Source organism: Microcoleus sp. M2_D5, assembly GCF_036701935.1.
GTDB lineage: Bacteria > Cyanobacteriota > Cyanobacteriia > Cyanobacteriales > Microcoleaceae > Microcoleus.
In genome coordinates this window covers 17,073-34,148 of sequence record NZ_JAUBRP010000020.1, presented here as the reverse complement: position 1 = coordinate 34,148, position 17,076 = coordinate 17,073, and the positions used below count along the sequence as shown (strand labels likewise).

The following is a 17,076-nucleotide window of genomic DNA, read 5'->3' as shown; positions in this document are numbered from 1 at the left end:
TCAGTGTTCACTTCGCTTCGCACCCGGAGCGGCCTTGTTAGTGGTTTAAATGCTCCACAGCTTAACAACATAAGCTTTTTTATATTGACCGCGAATTTCAAAGGTGGTACCCGCCACGGGATTTATCTGTGGAATCAATCCAAAATCGAAAATCGAAAATCCTTGCGTCCCCCGCATTTATCCGTGGGGTCGCCTCTAAAATCTAAAATCTAAAATCTAAAATCTAAAATCGATTGACGGCGCACAATTTATTAACTATAATTACCAGACCCGAAATAACAAAATTGTTACGCCTAACAGTTTTTCTCAAATAACCGTTAAACTATTCTAACGTTTGCGCGTACCCAACCTCGCAGGCACAACCTATATCTGTTAAGGATTCGTCCTGATTCACAGGAGCAAGATTTTAAAATATGCATCTGAGCGAACTGACTCACCCAAACCAATTACACGGCCTCTCGATTCATCAACTCGAACAAATTGCCCGACAAATTCGAGAAAAGCATTTAGAAACTGTAGCCGCTAGCGGCGGCCACCTCGGCCCAGGATTGGGTGTAGTCGAACTGACCTTAGCACTCTACCAAACACTCGACCTCGATCGCGACAAAGTTACCTGGGATGTCGGCCACCAAGCTTATCCTCACAAATTAATTACCGGCCGCTACAACCAATTCCACACCCTGCGCCAAAAAGACGGCGTTGCAGGCTATCTCAAGCGCTGCGAGAGCAAATTTGACCACTTCGGCGCCGGTCACGCTTCCACAAGCATTTCCGCAGCGTTAGGGATGGCGATGGCGCGCGATCTCAAGGGGGAAAACTTTAAAACTGTAGCAGTCATCGGCGACGGCGCCTTGACTGGGGGCATGGCACTCGAAGCGATTAACCACGCGGGTCATATGCCGAAAACCAATTTGTTAGTTGTTCTCAACGACAACGAGATGTCAATCTCGCCCAACGTCGGCGCAATTACCCGCTATTTGAACAAGATGCGGTTGTCGCCACCGGTGCAGTTTCTCAAAGATAACTTAGAGGAACAATTCAAACACATTCCCTTTGTCGGCGAAACTTTTACTCCAGAAATGGAACGCCTCAAAGAAGGGATGAAACGCTTGGCTGTCTCGAAAGTTGGAGCAGTAATTGAAGAATTGGGCTTTACTTACATGGGCCCGGTAGATGGACACAATTTGGAAGAGTTAATTACCACTTTCAAACAAGCTCATACTATCCAAGGGCCGGTGTTGGTTCATGTGGTGACGGTAAAAGGCAAAGGATATGCGATCGCCGAAAAAGACCAAGTAGGATATCACGCCCAAAATCCCTTTAACTTAGCCACCGGCAAAGGCATTCCCTCCACCAAACCCAAGCCTCCAGCTTACTCGAAAGTTTTTGCCCACGCCCTAGTCAAGCTAGCAGAAGATAATCCCAAAATTGTCGGCATTACCGCTGCTATGGCAACGGGAACAGGCCTGGATAAACTTCATGAAAAATTGCCTAAACAGTACATTGATGTCGGGATTGCCGAACAGCACGCCGTGACTTTATCCGCTGGTTTAGCCTGCGAAGGAATGCGCCCGGTTGTGGCAATTTACTCGACATTTGTCCAGCGGGGATACGACCAAATAATTCACGATGTTTGTATCCAAAATTTGCCAGTTTTCTTCTGTTTGGATCGCGCGGGCATTGTCGGTGCTGACGGCCCCACTCACCAAGGGATGTACGACATTTCTTTCTTGCGGTGTCTGCCAAATATGACAATTATGGCGCCAAAAGATGAGGCAGAATTGCAGCGGATGGTAGTCACGGGAATCAACCACACCAGCGGCCCGATCGCCATGCGTTACCCGCGCGGCAACGGTTACGGCGTGCCTTTGATGGAGGAAGGTTGGGAAGAATTGCCGATCGGCAAAGCCGAAATTCTCCGCAACGGCGACGATGTGCTGATTTTGGGTTACGGTTCAATGGTTTATCCGGCAATGCAAACCGCCCAGATTCTGAGCGAGCACGGTATTGAAGCAACTGTCATCAATGCGCGTTTTGTCAAGCCTTTGGACACTGAATTAATCTTGCCTTTAGCACAGCGAATCGGCAAAGTTGTCACAATGGAAGAAGGCTGTTTGATGGGAGGCTTTGGTTCAGCAGTAGCTGAATCTTTTCTCGACAATAATGTCCTCGTGCCACTGATGCGACTGGGCGTACCGGATACATTGGTAGATCATGCAACGCCTGAACAATCATTTGCAAGTTTAGGATTAACTCCGTCGCAAATGTGCGATCGTATCTTAGCAACATTCAGTCGCAAACAGTCACCCGTTAGCGTGTAATTTTACTCGTTACCAGGCTCTCTCTCAAATTTTCCTGCTCTCAAAATGAGGTAGAGCCTCTAGACATTGGTTCCTAGGCACAGCCTAGGAACCAGTTAACCAGTTATGATATGATTGAATAAAGATTTCATGATAAAGGAGAATCAACCATGACTTATCTCAACCCAACTCGCACAGTACCCCGGAAAAGATTACACCCAAAGCGTACACTTTCTCCCGAAGAAATAGCCCAATGGTATGCTGAAAGAGAAGCATTTTATCAGCGCTGCAAACCAATTTTCGATCGCCTCAAACCAGAATTGATTAAAACCCACTACAACTGGTACATGGCAGTTGAACCCGACAGCGGGGAATATTTTATCGACAAGGATGATATGCTAGTTGCAAACATAGCCCATGAGAAATACCCGAAAGTTAAATTGCACGTCTTTCGGATAAATGAAACCGGAGTTTGTGGCACGATATGATTCAAGGAACATTGGGTGATGAGGGTGAGCTATTATTTGAAATTTCATTGATTACTGATAACGGCTTTGAATTACCTGTTGATGCCCTGCTAGATACAGGTTTTTCTGGCTGGTTAGCTATGAACGATCAAGATTTAGACGGACTTGATTGGACATATGTCAAACAAGAAAAAATGCGAACAGCTAAGGGAGAATTTAATTTCGATCTTTATGTCGGGAAAGTGCGTATTGAGGAGCGAGAATTTGATATCCCTGTTCACGTAGGTGCCGGAGTACCGGAAATTTTAATCTGCCGCCAGTTGTTGAAAAATCGGCGATTGGTAGTTGATATTTCGGCGGGTGTTTTGACATTGGAAGCTAGTTAAAAGCAAAATGAATTTAAAAAGTTTTGACATAGTAATAGTAGGAGCAGGCCCAGCAGGCGGTCACTGCGCGAGAATCCTAGCCCAATCCGGCAACAAAGTCTTGCTGGCAGAGCAAAACGACAATTTTTATAAAAATGACTTTTCTAGCGCCGCTACACCTCTAGAAACCCTCTCTAAATTCGATTTGCCCGAATCCGTTATCGGCAGTTTTTGGCACAAACTTACTATTGAAACTAGCAAAGTCAGTCAAACTTGGGAGTCTCCCGAAAGCTTGGGAGTTGTTCTCAATTTTGCTAAATTTAGAGCATTTTTGGCCAGCGAAGTTGAGCGATTTGGCGGTGAAGTTTGGCTTGGTTATCGCTACATTCGATACTCACAAGAAAACGGCGAAACAATAGTAGAATTCAAACAGTTATCTGACGGTAAACTAATCAAAGTTAGCACAAAAGTATTGGTTGATGCTACTGGCTTTGCTAGGGCGATTATGTACGAAAAAGAGAATGATAAGCCCAATTTTTTTTCGGGAACCGGAATCGAATATTTAATTGAAGTTGAACCTGAAGTTTACAATAAATACAGCGGTGATTTAATCTTCTTTTTGGGCGATAAATGGATGCCGAAGGGTTATTCCTGGATATTCCCAATGGAACAAAACAGGCTGAAAGTTGGTGCGGGGCGCATTTTTTTAGACCCGAAAACGGTGAGGCATTTGTCACCGCTGAAAAAATATATTGATTTATTGATTGATGAATATCTGAAGTCTAAAAGTTATAAAATTCTTGACAAACACGGTTCGACGCTGAAGTACAGTCCTGGTTTGAAGGATATTTATTGCAAGCATAATATAATTGCGATCGGCGATACTGTCTCGACAGTAAATTTTTTGGGAGGCGAAGGGATTAGACACGGGATGGATGGTGCCCAAATAGCAGGGCAATATATTCAAAGCTATTTGGAGGGGAAAATCTCAGATTTTCGGGATTATGAGACCCAAATGCACCGCAAGTTTGATAAGAAATGGAATATTTCGGAAAGGTTGGCGGTGAGAAAATATATCGATGATGTTAGTGATGAACTAACCGATAAAATGATTTCTTATTTAAAGTATATGAAAACTGAAGATGTGATGGATATTTTATTTTTTTATAAGTTTGAGAAAGTTTCTAGAGGATTCGGCGGTTATTTGCAGCGGAAAATCAAGGCATTGATTAAGCGATTTCACTTGTAAGGTGCGTCAGTTGAGAGATTGTTAGTTGAGGGAAAAATCTCGCTGGCTGACGCACCCTACAAACCTAATTGCCATAAAAAATTTTCTCCTGTAACTTTAATGCGCGGCAGAGACATTAAATTATCGTCAAAACTGCTATAATTTAATTTATATGATACACCAAAAGTATACCCGATCGCTCCAATTAAATGCGCTACAATTGGATCGACATCGCCGTAAGGATAGGCAAAACATTTAACAGATTTCTCTAATCCCCGTTCTAAGATAGCACGGGATTTGGCTGCCTCCCGCACAATTTCTGTCGGTGACAATGCAGTCAAAGGTTGATGAGTAGCAGACATAGAACCGAATTCAATTCCTGCATTCTGCAGTTGCAAAATTTCCGGCCATCCCATTAACTGCACTTCTTCCAATTCGGCTTTTTCCCAACTATGTGTCTTTCCTATTGACTCCGCTACGAGAAAAACAGTTGCTGTAAAATCAAAGCGTTTTAGCAGAGGCCAAGCATATTGGAAAAAGTCCAGATAGCCGCCGTCAAATGTCATCAATACAGCTTTACCGGGTAAAGGAGTTTTAGCCAGCTTTGCGCTTCGCCAATTTTCCCAACTCGCACTATAATAACCGCGATCTTTGAGATACTGCAATTGTTGTTCCAAAACCTGCGGGCTAACTGCGTCTAAACTGTCAGGAGAAATGCGGCGGTAGGAGAGAATCGGAAGTTTTTGTGTAACGCTATGGTTGTCCAAAAGTTGGGGTTTCACGGAGTGAGAAACTTCCTGATAAGAAGATTTTGAGCGAATGATTTCCGGTGCGTAAAATACTTGCTTTGGGAACTCGTTTTCTTGGGGAATTTGCATTGTCGGTTCCCCCGCGATTGCTGCGGCTGACTCGATTTCCTGTAGCGCAGCCGCTGGGAGTGAGGCGCGACGGCTGACACTTGTCCCGATCGCACCCGATCGCCTGCCGAACATCACCGCATTTTGGGGGTAAATGCCCCCAGCACCCGGTGCATTCAACCAGTCGGGCAAATTTGACCTTTGTCGAGCACAAGAGGCTAAGCGCGATCGTAGCCCTTGCTTGCCGTTGAGTGGTTTTCCCAGCAAAGCTTCTCGCACGGCGGCGACGCACAACTCAAAACCAATATTTCGATTAATTGTCGATCGCAATTTTTGAGCCGAAACAAAATTATTTTCCACTGCAACAGTGACAATCCCGACAGCAACGCCACCTACTTTCACCAGCACGTCAATTTCAGAAATCTCAACTTTTATATTAGCAAATTCCTCGCTAATTTCTACAGCAATCAAATATTTTTCGATCGTAATTGTTGGGACTTCCTCAGCTATTTCATGATTGTAGAAGTCCTCCAAATGCCAATTCGGACGCCCCCATAATTCTTGCAAAAATAGCGTCCAGTCATGTTTATGGTGCAATGGTTTCAGCACAGTTTCCCACAATTTATTGCCTTTTTCCCAGCGATTGCGTTGAAAGAAGCGATCGAGAATTTGCCAAGCAAACTGGGCTGCAACCGCATCCGCCAACACCGAAGCCGCCACCATGCCATCGCAAATCGGCAATTCAACAATACCGAGTTTAATTCCTTCTAGTTTGATCGTACAGCACAGGCGATCGTATATTTGCGGAAGATTACAAATATCGGAAATTGGTTCGCTCACTTCCACCGTCAACTTCCAGGCAATTTCACCCTTGACTCGCTTAATCTTATCTAAAATATATCGAATTTCCCGGTCATTAAAAATTTTATGATATTTGTGAACCTTATTACTTTTAACCTCTCTATCAATTCCTTTGTGCCAAGGCAGATTTAAACTGAGATGAGCAGCTTTTTCTTGATAAAGTTCCAACATTTTATCATCATAGTCAATTTCCATAAACTGACAAATCTCTTCTAACTTTTTTACTTTATTGTCGATAATTTCCTCATAGTTGACTAATATATGATTAGAAATTTTAGCATATTTGTGACTAATTAACATCGCCTCCTTCCAGCGACGGATACAGTGGTTTAAATCCCAACCAGACCCCCACAAATCATGAGAAGTCCTAGTCGCCTCATGCAGAGAAGCTATTGTATCCATACTGTTTCGCAAAATATGAATAAATTTAGCATCCGGCAAAAAGCGCTGTATGTCCTCAATAAAATATATGTGTTCCGGCGTTTTTTCCAACCAAATACTTTTGTTTTGTTCCGCCGCCAAACCATCCAAAACTCCGACAAACCAACTAACTTTAGTTGCCACAGTTTGACTATCATCAAAACCTTGCAAAAGTTCAGGCCGATTAATCTCATCCTTAAAAAAAGCTTCCATCCTACCTGGCAACTTTCCCGCAAACTTCTTGTACAGTAAATAGTGAAAAAACTTAGATTCAGGAAAAGAAATAACTTCAGGGTGAGCAGCTAATAAACTTTGAAGCATGGTTGTGCCGCTTCTCGGAGAGCCTACTAAAAATATCCTTTTCATTTTTCTAGCTGATAGATGGTTTGTGAATTAGATTTTTTTTTACGAACCGCAGAGAGCGCAGAGGGCACAGAGGAAGAGAAGAAAGAGGTATGATTCATGTTCCTCTCTGGGCACTCTGCATTTAAAAATTTTTTTCCTAACTCCAACTAAAATCCTCATGCAACAAATCCGAAAGTTCCTGATTGTAAGGTTTGAAATAATTAGTCAATTCTTGTTCTATTGTCGCTGGCATTTGGCTGTATTCATCGACATGATTAATTTCATATTTTTTACTTGTATTCTCACTAATTTCCAGAAATTTCAATACTTCGGAAAATACTTTGCCTGTATGTGCGTAAAAATCTTCGCTCTTGATAATTAGCAACTGTTCTCTGGGAAAATAGTCGAGCCAATTTTTGATTTGTTCTACATAAATTCCCCGCGACAAATAGGAATAATGCTGGTGATTGAAACTGTAATAATTTTCATCGGCTTTGATTTTTTCAATCTCACCTTTGAGTCTATCAGGTTCAGAAGCGATCGCCTTTTCAAAATCCAACTTTTCGGAGCCTCCCGCCACTTCTAAATGATAGTGCATCCACGCTCGTTTTACTGGGTTTCGCAGCATTACAATCAGCTTAACATCCGGGAAACACTTGTAAACTCGCTCCGCCACCAAAGGATGATAAATATAGTAAGAAGTCATCTCCCACAGGATCACCTTCTCACTCGCTAAACTCCGTGTCAACTGCTTGCTGTACCAATCAACACCACGCTCAAAATTTAATTCAAAAAAGTGAATATCTCGAGAACCTTCTTTGATAATTTGCAAGTGATTTTCTAGATGGCTGTATAGAGATTCTGTGCCACATTTTTGAGCGCCAATTATTAAAAAGTCAGGTTTTTGCTTGTTTTCCAACTGAGTCAAAATCTTGGCGTAGCCGGGATTATTCTTATCCAAATCGTAAGTTGCAGCGCCCGGTTCAGCCACATCCAAAAGTGGCATTTTGCCCTCAAATTCCCAGCGGTACGGCGGACAAAGAATCGTTTTTTGGTTTACAGTCGATCGCACGTACAGCGGATAAACCTGCCAATGATAATCGTAGGCGTAAGCCAAAGTTTCCTCGTAAACCCCAGCATTCACGTAATACTGACCGTTTCCTAAATCCAGCCTGTCTATTTGCAGCCGGATTTTGCCTTTCCCTTTCACCAGCGGCAACAGTCTGCCCATTTGATTAGTATTAGTCTCAAAACAACTTTGACCATCATCCCTGCTAATTGTTACTGCAAAAATAGCCGCATAAATTTCATGGAACACAGAATAATGGATTTCAATGCTAATAGCATCACCGCTATCTATTTCCGTATTTGGCGACACTTTGACATCGGTAATTTCTACTTCCATAGTACCGAAGCGATTCTGATTACCTCGCACTGGCGAGCCGCTACTTGTAGCTTCAGCACCACCCAGGGGAGTGCGATTTTCTGTGGACGATCGCATTTCTGACAAATACTGACCCACTACCACTTCCGGTTCCCCATAAGCCACTATCTCACCGGATTTCAGCCACAAAGCCCGATCGCACATTTTCTGAATTTGCGACGCAGTGTGAGAAATCAAAACAATCGCGCATCCTTGATTCTTAAACTCAGTTATCTTATTCAAACATTTAGTTTGAAAAGCCACATCACCAACCGACAAATGTTCATCAACTAACAGCACTTCTGGATCGGTATGCACCGCCACCGAAAAAGCCAGCCGCATTTTCATCCCCGTACTATAAGTCCGCATCGGGCTGTCAATAAACTGTTTTAACTCTGCAAATTCCACAATATCGTCAAACCTGCGCGCCACTTCCCGGCGAGTCAAACCTGCCACCACCGCGCCCACAAACACGTTTTCTCTGCCCGTTAGATCCGCGTGAAAACTCGCACCCAAATCTAACAACCCGCCAATTCTGCCGTTAACTTTAATAGAGCCTTCCTCAGCCCTGCAAATACCGCCGACAACTTGCAGCAGCGTTGATTTTCCCGCGCCATTCTTGCCAAGAATTCCCAGCATTTCGCCAGGAGAAACAGTAAAATTTATATTCCGCAGCGCCCAAAAACTCGCCTCCGGCTTCAGCTTCCACCAACCGGACAAAGCGGCTTCCATAATCGTATAAGGTTTCGCGGTAGAGTAGCGGTTAAAACGCTTACCCAAACCTTTGACAATAATTGCTTCACGCATTTACACTTCCTCCACAAAATGAGCGCTTTGCCGTCTAAAAATTCCCAGTCCGATGGGTAAAAGAGCCGTCACAGCCAAGCTCAAAATTAACAAAGCCGACCAATCCGGCTGCATACCTTTAAGAAGTATGGCGCGGTAAGCTTCAATCAGGGGCACCATTGGATTTAAGTAATAAAAAATCTTAAATTTTTCGGGGACGCTGCTGATGTCGTAGAAAATCGGAGTCAGGTAAAACAGCATCTGCAAAACTACTCCCAAAGTGTGCTGAGTGTCGCGGAAAGTGACATTCAAAGCGGCAAGGGGATAAGCAAAACTAACTGTCAAAACAAACTGAATAATCATCAGCAGCGGCAACAAAAATAGCACTGCATTCAGAGGAACGCCATCAATTGCCAGAAAGATAAGTAACACCGGCAATGCTAAGAAAAAGTGAATGAGCCCCGTCGTCGTCGTGACTACCGGCAAAATTGCCGGGGGGAAATTTGGCTGCCTGATTAGTGCCTTATGATTGGTAATTAATGCCGTTGATTTAAATAATACCGTTTGAAACCAATTCCAGATTAACAAGCCGCTGAAAGCAAAGGAAGAAAATTTGGGAATATTAAGGGGTACGACAGAGCGAAACAAAAAGGAAAATACAGCCAACTGTAACAGCGGACTGATTAAAGTCCAAGCAATCCCCAAGGTCGATCGCTTGTAAAGTAATTTCATCTCGCGATCGACCAATACCCGTAGCAAATCAAAGAAATGAGTTATTTTGCGAATATAAGCTACCTTTCCCGCATTTCTCACAGCACACCCCCAGCAACTATCTGATGTTCTCCCCCGGATAAATTCCAGGGCTTAATCTTAACCAGATTCAGGGTCTGTACCAGAGTCTGTTTGTCATAAATTGGTTCTAAAAAATCTGCTTCGATCAATTTTATTGTCATAATTACCTTTGTCACTTTCTGTGGATTTTCATATCTAAATTACTATTTATTCTCACTTAATGGCTGACTTGATTCCACCTCTATATTCTGTTTTTTCTCTAATCTAATCATGTCATTTCTAGGAAGAAGTTTTCAGTTTTTTTTGCTCCAATACTGTAAACAACTGTAGATTTTGAAGTAGGGTGTTGTCAACCAAGCTAGGCTCCGAATGAGCAGCACTTTTGGGCATACCGTTAAGCGCGATCGCCCGAGCCAGGGGTTCGGCAAAGTCAAGGGCCAGAATCGATCGCAAGTGAGCGCCCCGCAGTGGCTCTACACCGAATTTGGGAGTGACGTGACCGACAGACAGTTCACCGTAACTGAGGTAAATGCCATCGGGTTTTTTCTCATCAATGATTCGTTCTGCTGCTTCCCAACCTTCCTGCAAATCGATTTCAATTTCATGTCTGCCCAAATCGCCGCTAGCCGTTCCTTCTTGCATAATAAAACCAGAAAGCGCCGATCGACTTTTCAACTCATCAATAGCACCCCGCAAATACCAATAAGCGCGCAATTTTGCCCGCAACCACCGCCAAGTTCCCCGCATCCGCAAGCTTTCGAGTACATCAAGAGATTGCCTCAGTCCCACAGCCAGCCAATCCATAGCAGCAGGGCAGAAAAACGTGACCGCCACCACAATTTTATCCACCAGCGAGCAAGCAGTTTCGTAGGCTGCTATCGGCAGTATCGGTCTAAGTTCCGGGTGTCGGTACCCGATCAAAACATTCGATCGCCCCTCCTGACGAAATCGGCGGAAAGAGCGATCGAGATTGTTGGTTTCGTGTTCGTAATGATAGCCCACTGCTTCAGCAGCCACAACAAAAGGTACATTAGCTTTCAGCAAACGCATCCCAAACTCATAATCTTCTCCGCCGCAGTTCCCAAAAGCCGAATCAAACCCATCGAGACGAGCAAACAGTTCTGCATCCAAAGAAAGGTTGCCGCTGAGCAAATCTAGATAAGTAAATCGATGACCGGGCTGACTCATCTGATAAAACTTCTCTTCCCACCACGAGCGCACTTCCACCTCGAACAATGTAGTTCCTCCATGCAACTTAGGCGGATAGGGGCCCATGACAGCCGAGCCCGGACGCAAAGAGTGAGCCCGCGCGTGGCTTTCCACCAAAGCCGGCAGCGCTTCGATATCATCGTCGAGAAACAGCAGCAATTGCCCCGTAGCCGAAGCTGCTCCCGTATTGCGGGCGATGGCAGCACTCTGGCAATTTACCTCGATCGCCTGCACTTTAAACCGAGCTTTATAGTCTTGTAGCATTGCCAAAGTATTATCTATGCAGCTATCTGCCACTACAATAACCTCGATCAGGTCGATCGGATAAGTCTGCAAGTGCAAAGCATCCAAAGCCCGCCGCAGCGAAGAACTTCGGTTGTGGCTGGGAATAATTATGCTAACTGTTAGATTTTCCATATTTACATTACAACAATTAATTTCATCTGCATTTCATCTCCCTTCATCGGCCGTTAAAAATAATCTAAAAATCCCTATTCATTGCTCCCCTTCATTTTTTGTAACAACTTCCTAGAAGCAAAATAAGCCATCGGCCCGCTAATGCAGCCCCGCAGTTGAGCCCACAGCAAATCCTTCGGAACCGCATCCGGCTGCTTTCGCAAAGAAGCAATTAATTCAGGAATTTGCTTGTACCACAGCCATCCCCAAGCTAATAGAGGCACACTGAATTCTCTGTTGATTACAAACATCCGCGTCCAGAAAGCATAGACTCCGATGCCGTAGCCTCGGAGGGTTTTTCGCAATTCTTCCCAAGTGCGCCGATGGCGGTGCCAACTCAATGCTCTCGGCTCGTAGACAATGCAGTAGCCCGCGCGCAAAATGCGGGCAAAGAGTTCACAGTCTTCGCCACCCACCGTGGGCGTTCCCGCCCCCAAAGCTTCGTCAAACAGCCCAATGTAGTCGATCGAGCTTTTCCGCACAGCCATACTCGCCGAAACTCCCACCAGATGCACAATCAGAGGATTGCAGTGCGCCCCGTCAACAACTCGGCGCTCAAATCCCCGCCCGTGGGGGCTGTAGCGCTCGAACCATTCTTGCGCTTCGGTTTCCAGTTCCAAGGGCATCACCAGCCCCGTAACGCACATCACTCGCGGATCGCTGAAATTTCGCAAGAGCGATCGCAGCCAGTTCCGATCCGGCGCCGCATCGTCATCTGTAAACGCTACGAATTCGTGTTTAGCTTCGCGTAAAGCTCGGTTACGGGCAGCACTGGAGCCTGGTACGTCTTCGCGCACATAGCGGGCTTGTGGGTAATTTTTGACCAGTTCCTTCGTCGCGTCCGTGCTGGGGCAATTGTCAATTACTAAGTATTCCTGACCCTCGTCTGGGAGCTGCATCAGCGCGTCAAGAGTGCGCCGCAAATCTTCCGGGCGATCGCGCGTGCAAACCGCTACTGTAGCGATCGGCAATACCTCCACCGACCCCCGCTCATCCCATTCTAGAGTCTCGTAGAGCAAGTTTTTCCACAAGTTGTCCCCCGCAGCCTTCATCAGTGTTTCCCGTAATTCGTCACCGCCAATGCCACCTCCGACTACGGACAAAAGAGCTTGACCGATCGGTTTTCCGTGCAGTCTAATTAAAACCAAGGCTTTGCTGTAACGCTCCTCAACCGTAATTTCTGGCGGGAGTTTGGAGATTTCCAGCTCAACAATAGCTGTTGCCATTTTAGATTTTATATCTTATATTTTAGATTGCCAAAAAATCCTAGATCCTCCGTATATTAACGGATGTATTTTAGCATAAATTGTTTTAGGGTATAGTAACTTCTCAATGCCACACTTCCCGATCCCCGATTGCGAATCTAATTGCGAATCTAATTGCGAATCTAATTGCGAATCTAACATAAAGCCTCATTGCTTTTATTGCTCTTATTTATTTTTACTTTCAATTACCCGCTGATGTCAAGTTTTTTCCCAACACAAGTTTTACCATCGGCAACTATCCCGCGATGATTGTGTCCATAGCAGGTATTATTGGCAGCATAGCGCCACCAAGCCTCGCCATTAAGGCCACATCTGAAAACCAGATTTTTCGATCGAACCGGGTGGGTGCGATCGTTCCTCATTTCAGCTTGAATAGCGCTCTGATACTATTATCAAAAACCTAAGCTGTGGCGGCATTCAAATTGTATCTCAAAAAAATCAATTCGTCTGAGAAGTAGGGGGTTGGGCGTCCCGCCCGCCCTGAATATACAATTTAAATGCACGACACCCTACCAAATAATTCAACACTCTCGCCCTTCAAACTTTCGCGATCGAACCGCGCACGGATTAGGTGAAAAATACTCCCAAACTCAACCCTAAATCCGATCCAGCAATGATAAAAAAACAGGAGATTACAGGCAGGTTGGAGACTCATCGATCAGAGATTACTTCTGGCAAATTAGTGGTATTTTTACAGGATGAATATCATGTATTGTCTGGGGATTTATGTGGCTATGTTTGGGGTTAAACAAAAAAACGCATCGTTTTGCCCCCTTGTCAATGAGCGGAGTAAACAAACGTATTATGGGGCAGTCAATCGATTGCGCGATTTGAGATTTTAGATTTTAGATTAAAGAATTGAAGTATTGACTTGCGCCAGATAAATTTGGGGGATCCTTTATCGGATACAGTTTTTTGATTTCTGCACGGATCGATCGCGTGGCGGGTATCCTGGATGCGGGAATTGTCAAAAAGCCATTTACACTCTCTCCTCGATAGCCACAAGGTTTACTTAGAAGAATGTATCAAACTTTTACAAAGAAACCCATCAAACTCATAAAGTCTCTCTCTGCCTTGACAAAAGCAGTTAGCTAGCACAATGGGGGTTCTTCCTTTTTCAGATTGGACTATAAACCGCCCTCAAAACCCTAAAAATGAAGAATTGTAAAGTTTTATCAAGATGTTTGGGCATCTGAATTAAAATCTTCTCATAAAAAAGACTAGCTTTTAGCAGGCGCAAATTGTGGAAAAAGGTTTAAAACTCAGAATATGAGATCGAGCTCGCTACTCTTACATGGTGCAATAAAATGTAACTTTTGATGCAAGAACCAGTAGGCTGAACTTTGTCGAAGGCCCAAGGCCCGTCCGGCCAATGCCTTCGGAAAATCGCCTTCTTGGCGCTGCATCAAATCTCAAGTGCAATTACTTTCCTTGCACGAGAGCCGGAGCCTTCGAGCCAACATTTAGCTCCAAGGGTTACGCACCAGAACTTTGATAAACCGGGTTTTTTTACCGGGAGCGAGGGCGACAACAAAGTCTTTTCGTTCATCAAACCCGGTTTCAGCGTCCGAGACTGAACTCGATCGAATGAATGCAGTCGCAACCAATGTTTAGAAGTGGCGATACTGCAAGTTGCGTGAAAAGCAGGGAGCTAACCGCAGTGATGGATCTCGATTGTTTACCTTACGGCGCAGGCCACGCACAGGAAGGGGTCTGTCTGCTAGTCCGAATGGGGCCGCACCGGATTTTACTCGACTGCGGTATAGAGGATATTGCACCGCTATCAGCGACACTAAATCGATCGCTGCCAGCCGATTTTGTGGTGTGTACCCACGCCCACTCCGATCATGCCAGAGGTTTGCTAACACTCCATCAATCTTTCCCCCACTTGCCAATTTACGCCAGCGAAGTGACAGCGCGACTGCTACCGCTCAACTGGCCACAACTGGCTCAGCAGCCAGAGTCTCGGTTCTGTCAGGGACTGCCCTGGCAGTCACCGCTCGAAGTGCGCCCTGGACTGAGCGTGCAGTTGTTCCCGTCGGGCCATTTGCCCGGAGCGGCGACTGTGCTGCTGACTTATGCAGCCCCGCACCGCACCTACACCGTCGTTTACACAGGCGACTTTTTCCTGTCCAATTCTCGTTTGGTGGAAGGTTTGCCCCTGGGAGAACTCAGGGGCATGAAGCCGGATGTGTTAATTTTGGAAGGCAGTTACGGCACGGCGCGCCACCCTCACCGCCGACAACTAGAAAATCAGTTAGCCGATCGCATCCACCGCGCCATCGCCGACGGGTACTCCGTACTGCTGCCCGCGCCGGCCCTTGGTTTGGGCCAAGAACTGCTGATGCTGCTCCGCAGTCACCACTACTTCACCGGCCGCGACTTGGATATTTGGGTAGACGGCACTGTCGCCGACGGGTGCGACGCTTATCTGGAACTGTTACCCCAATTTCCCACCGCCGTCCAAAATTTTGCTTTGCACCAACCTTTGTTTTGGGACGAAAGGGTGAAACCCCGCGTCCGCCGGCTGTCTGCCGAACAACGCCCCGGATTGGGAGCCACGCCCTGTATTGTAATTACAGACAAGTTAGCTGATTTGGCTTTGTATGTTGCCGATAGCACAAACCCTTGGATTTTGCTCGCCCCTCAAAAACCAGGATATCCCGTCAGCGACTGGCTGGGCAACAAGCCCGAATATCGAGTCACAAGTGTCGAAACTTATGTGCTAGCCGAACACTGCGACGGGCCGGGGACTACCCAACTCATCCACAATTTGCGTCCCCAGCACGTAATTTTAGTCCACGGTTCCCCTGCATATTTGGCTGACTTGGCTAACTTGGACGAGCTGCGAAACCGCTACCAGTTGCACACTCCGGCGGCCGGAACACTGGTTGAATTGCCGATCGGGGAAATGTTTTTGCAGCCCGCTATCCCAGAAACTAACTATGAGGGAGAACTCAGCGAATTAGGGACAGAGGTAGCAATTAGCTTGCCGAGTCCGATTACAGCCGATCCTCGGTGGGTAAATTTTGCCGATACCGGCTTGGTAGAAGCCCGCTGGCAAGGCGAAGAACTGGTACTGCGCGGCATCTCCCAGCGGGAACTTCTTTTTCAAGGCAGTGCCGTTCAGGCCAACCTCGAATGCTGTGGCAATTGCCAGCACTACCGCAGCCAGCGCTGTTGGAACCAGTCGAGTGCTTTGTTTGGCTTTAAAGTAACCCCCGACGGTTTCTGTCCGGTGTTTAAAGCGATACCGGAGTCCGAACTTTTCCTAGATGGCGAAACAGACGGCGAATAAGCTGTCGGGCACCTCGAAACCAGCCCGCAGGCACAAAAAACAAAAAAACACTCCTGGACGCACCCCGACCAAAAACCCCGTTTCAGCAGGGGTAAGCTGTCGCGTATTGAATTTTTAAACTACTGTGTACTTATACCACTTCTCTAAAAGTTTGCTACAGTTTGGGTAGGGGCGGGTTCGCGATAAGATTTGCCACCAAAAAATAACATTGATAAACCCGCCCCCAAGACTGTAGCATTAATTTAGAGAATTGGTATTGCGCTGTTGTGGGGAGTAGGGGTTGGGCAGGAGAGCCCGCCATCAAGCTTAAATTTAAAGGCAAAATAGCTTATGGGGTCACAACCCAGAATATTTTTGGCCTAAACAAACTGGGTTTTTTGCATAATTTCTCGACAAAAAAGGGAGAAAAGCCGTTTTCTTTTCCCCCAAGTTTTCCTTCTGCCTCAAGCGCGAGCTCAAAACTATTCCAAATTCGAGTCCGGGTAGTGATTGCGAATTTGTTCGGCTTCGGGACAATCGTCAGAAACTAGGGGTTCGCAGTTAGTTCGGGATACCGAAGCCAACTTCTGGGACACAGCTCCAATACTTTCGAGACGCACCATTTCTTCCCAGGAGCTGATTTCGTCTTCTTCGTCGGTTTCGTAGCGCAGCGTGACTAGATCCCCTTCAATATCTAGGATACGAGCGCGCTCTATCCAACGTTGCTGATCTCGAAGAAAAATAGAAACCTCACGACCATCACAACAGAGTTGATAGATTTTGCGCTGTAGCATTTGTCAGTTCTCCTGCGCAGTGTAACTTGCTTAAAATATGGTCTGTTTACCGTAACGTACTTTGGGTTTTACATCGGAAGGCACAGCCGTATGGACTGGCCAGTTTCACGTTTTCCGCAACTTTGGTACCGATGGGAGTTACCAAATTCGATTTTACCACCAAATCTATCCAGTACGCCATTTATCCAATTACAGGTTGTGCAGCCAGTGGCATCCCTCGTGAGAGGCATT

At 45.7% G+C, this 17,076-nt stretch carries 12 protein-coding genes; 5 read left to right on the top strand and 7 right to left on the bottom strand.

Going from position 1 to position 17,076, the window contains the following annotated elements:
• The first annotated feature begins 413 nt into the window (after positions 1–413).
• From dxs to QUA50_RS11155, 4 genes are all read left to right on the top strand, one after another.
• The gene (dxs, locus tag QUA50_RS11170; protein ID WP_333265524.1) at positions 414–2,321 is read left to right on the top strand and encodes a 1-deoxy-D-xylulose-5-phosphate synthase; all 1,908 of its coding nucleotides are present in this window, start codon (positions 414–416) and stop codon (positions 2,319–2,321) included.
• A gap of 149 nt (positions 2,322–2,470) precedes the next feature.
• On the top strand, positions 2,471–2,788 hold the full coding sequence (locus tag QUA50_RS11165) for a hypothetical protein (protein WP_333265526.1): 318 nt from the start codon (positions 2,471–2,473) through the stop codon (positions 2,786–2,788).
• Entirely contained in the window at positions 2,785–3,153 is a 369-nt protein-coding gene (locus QUA50_RS11160; RefSeq protein WP_333265528.1) for an aspartyl protease, read from the top strand. The genes QUA50_RS11165 and QUA50_RS11160 overlap by 4 nt, the downstream gene beginning before the upstream one ends.
• Positions 3,154–3,160: 7 nt before the next feature.
• Positions 3,161–4,381 (top strand): NAD(P)/FAD-dependent oxidoreductase, encoded by a 1,221-nt coding sequence (locus tag QUA50_RS11155; RefSeq protein ID WP_333265530.1) that lies wholly within the window; start codon positions 3,161–3,163, stop codon positions 4,379–4,381.
• Positions 4,382–4,437: 56 nt separating this feature from the next.
• On the opposite strand, the gene QUA50_RS11150 is transcribed toward QUA50_RS11155, so the two are convergent.
• The 6 genes from QUA50_RS11150 to QUA50_RS11125 all read right to left on the bottom strand — a co-directional run bounded on the left by QUA50_RS11150 (position 4,438) and on the right by QUA50_RS11125 (position 12,735).
• A complete protein-coding gene (locus QUA50_RS11150) occupies positions 4,438–6,864 on the bottom strand; it encodes a sulfotransferase (protein ID WP_333265532.1) in 2,427 nt (808 codons plus the stop codon).
• 136 nt (positions 6,865–7,000) lie between these two features.
• Positions 7,001–9,073: an ATP-binding cassette domain-containing protein gene (locus tag QUA50_RS11145; protein WP_333265533.1), complete on the bottom strand. Its 2,073-nt coding sequence runs from the start codon at positions 9,071–9,073 to the stop codon at positions 7,001–7,003.
• The gene (locus tag QUA50_RS11140; RefSeq protein WP_333265536.1) at positions 9,074–9,865 is read right to left on the bottom strand and encodes an ABC transporter permease; all 792 of its coding nucleotides are present in this window, start codon (positions 9,863–9,865) and stop codon (positions 9,074–9,076) included.
• Positions 9,862–10,005, bottom strand: a complete 144-nt coding sequence (locus QUA50_RS11135; protein ID WP_333298786.1) for a hypothetical protein — start codon at positions 10,003–10,005, stop codon at positions 9,862–9,864. The genes QUA50_RS11140 and QUA50_RS11135 overlap by 4 nt, the downstream gene beginning before the upstream one ends.
• 118 nt (positions 10,006–10,123) lie before the next feature.
• Positions 10,124–11,470, bottom strand: a complete 1,347-nt coding sequence (locus tag QUA50_RS11130; protein ID WP_333265538.1) for a glycosyltransferase — start codon at positions 11,468–11,470, stop codon at positions 10,124–10,126.
• A gap of 74 nt (positions 11,471–11,544) precedes the next feature.
• Positions 11,545–12,735 (bottom strand): glycosyltransferase, encoded by a 1,191-nt coding sequence (locus QUA50_RS11125; protein WP_333265548.1) that lies wholly within the window; start codon positions 12,733–12,735, stop codon positions 11,545–11,547.
• Positions 12,736–14,437: 1,702 nt separating this feature from the next.
• Between QUA50_RS11125 and QUA50_RS11120 the strand changes: the two genes are divergently transcribed.
• Positions 14,438–16,072, top strand: a complete 1,635-nt coding sequence (locus tag QUA50_RS11120) for an MBL fold metallo-hydrolase (RefSeq protein ID WP_333265574.1) — start codon at positions 14,438–14,440, stop codon at positions 16,070–16,072.
• A 461-nt stretch (positions 16,073–16,533) separates the two neighbouring features.
• Here QUA50_RS11120 and QUA50_RS11115 read toward each other — a convergent pair whose 3' ends face one another.
• Complete coding sequence (locus QUA50_RS11115) at positions 16,534–16,845, bottom strand: DUF6679 family protein (protein WP_006633466.1); 312 nt, start codon at positions 16,843–16,845, stop codon at positions 16,534–16,536.
• Between the last annotated feature and the right edge of the window lie 231 nt (positions 16,846–17,076).

Coding starts and splice junctions, on each gene's coding strand:
- QUA50_RS11115 (WP_006633466.1), bottom strand. CDS start 16,845: ATGCTACAGCGCAAAATCTATCAACTCTGTTGTGATGGTCGTGAGGTT.
- QUA50_RS11155 (WP_333265530.1), top strand. CDS start 3,161: ATGAATTTAAAAAGTTTTGACATAGTAATAGTAGGAGCAGGCCCAGCA.
- QUA50_RS11145 (WP_333265533.1), bottom strand. CDS start 9,073: ATGCGTGAAGCAATTATTGTCAAAGGTTTGGGTAAGCGTTTTAACCGC.
- dxs (WP_333265524.1), top strand. CDS start 414: ATGCATCTGAGCGAACTGACTCACCCAAACCAATTACACGGCCTCTCG.
- QUA50_RS11135 (WP_333298786.1), bottom strand. CDS start 10,005: ATGACAATAAAATTGATCGAAGCAGATTTTTTAGAACCAATTTATGAC.
- QUA50_RS11150 (WP_333265532.1), bottom strand. CDS start 6,864: ATGAAAAGGATATTTTTAGTAGGCTCTCCGAGAAGCGGCACAACCATG.
- QUA50_RS11130 (WP_333265538.1), bottom strand. CDS start 11,470: ATGGAAAATCTAACAGTTAGCATAATTATTCCCAGCCACAACCGAAGT.
- QUA50_RS11165 (WP_333265526.1), top strand. CDS start 2,471: ATGACTTATCTCAACCCAACTCGCACAGTACCCCGGAAAAGATTACAC.
- QUA50_RS11125 (WP_333265548.1), bottom strand. CDS start 12,735: ATGGCAACAGCTATTGTTGAGCTGGAAATCTCCAAACTCCCGCCAGAA.
- QUA50_RS11160 (WP_333265528.1), top strand. CDS start 2,785: ATGATTCAAGGAACATTGGGTGATGAGGGTGAGCTATTATTTGAAATT.
- QUA50_RS11120 (WP_333265574.1), top strand. CDS start 14,438: ATGGATCTCGATTGTTTACCTTACGGCGCAGGCCACGCACAGGAAGGG.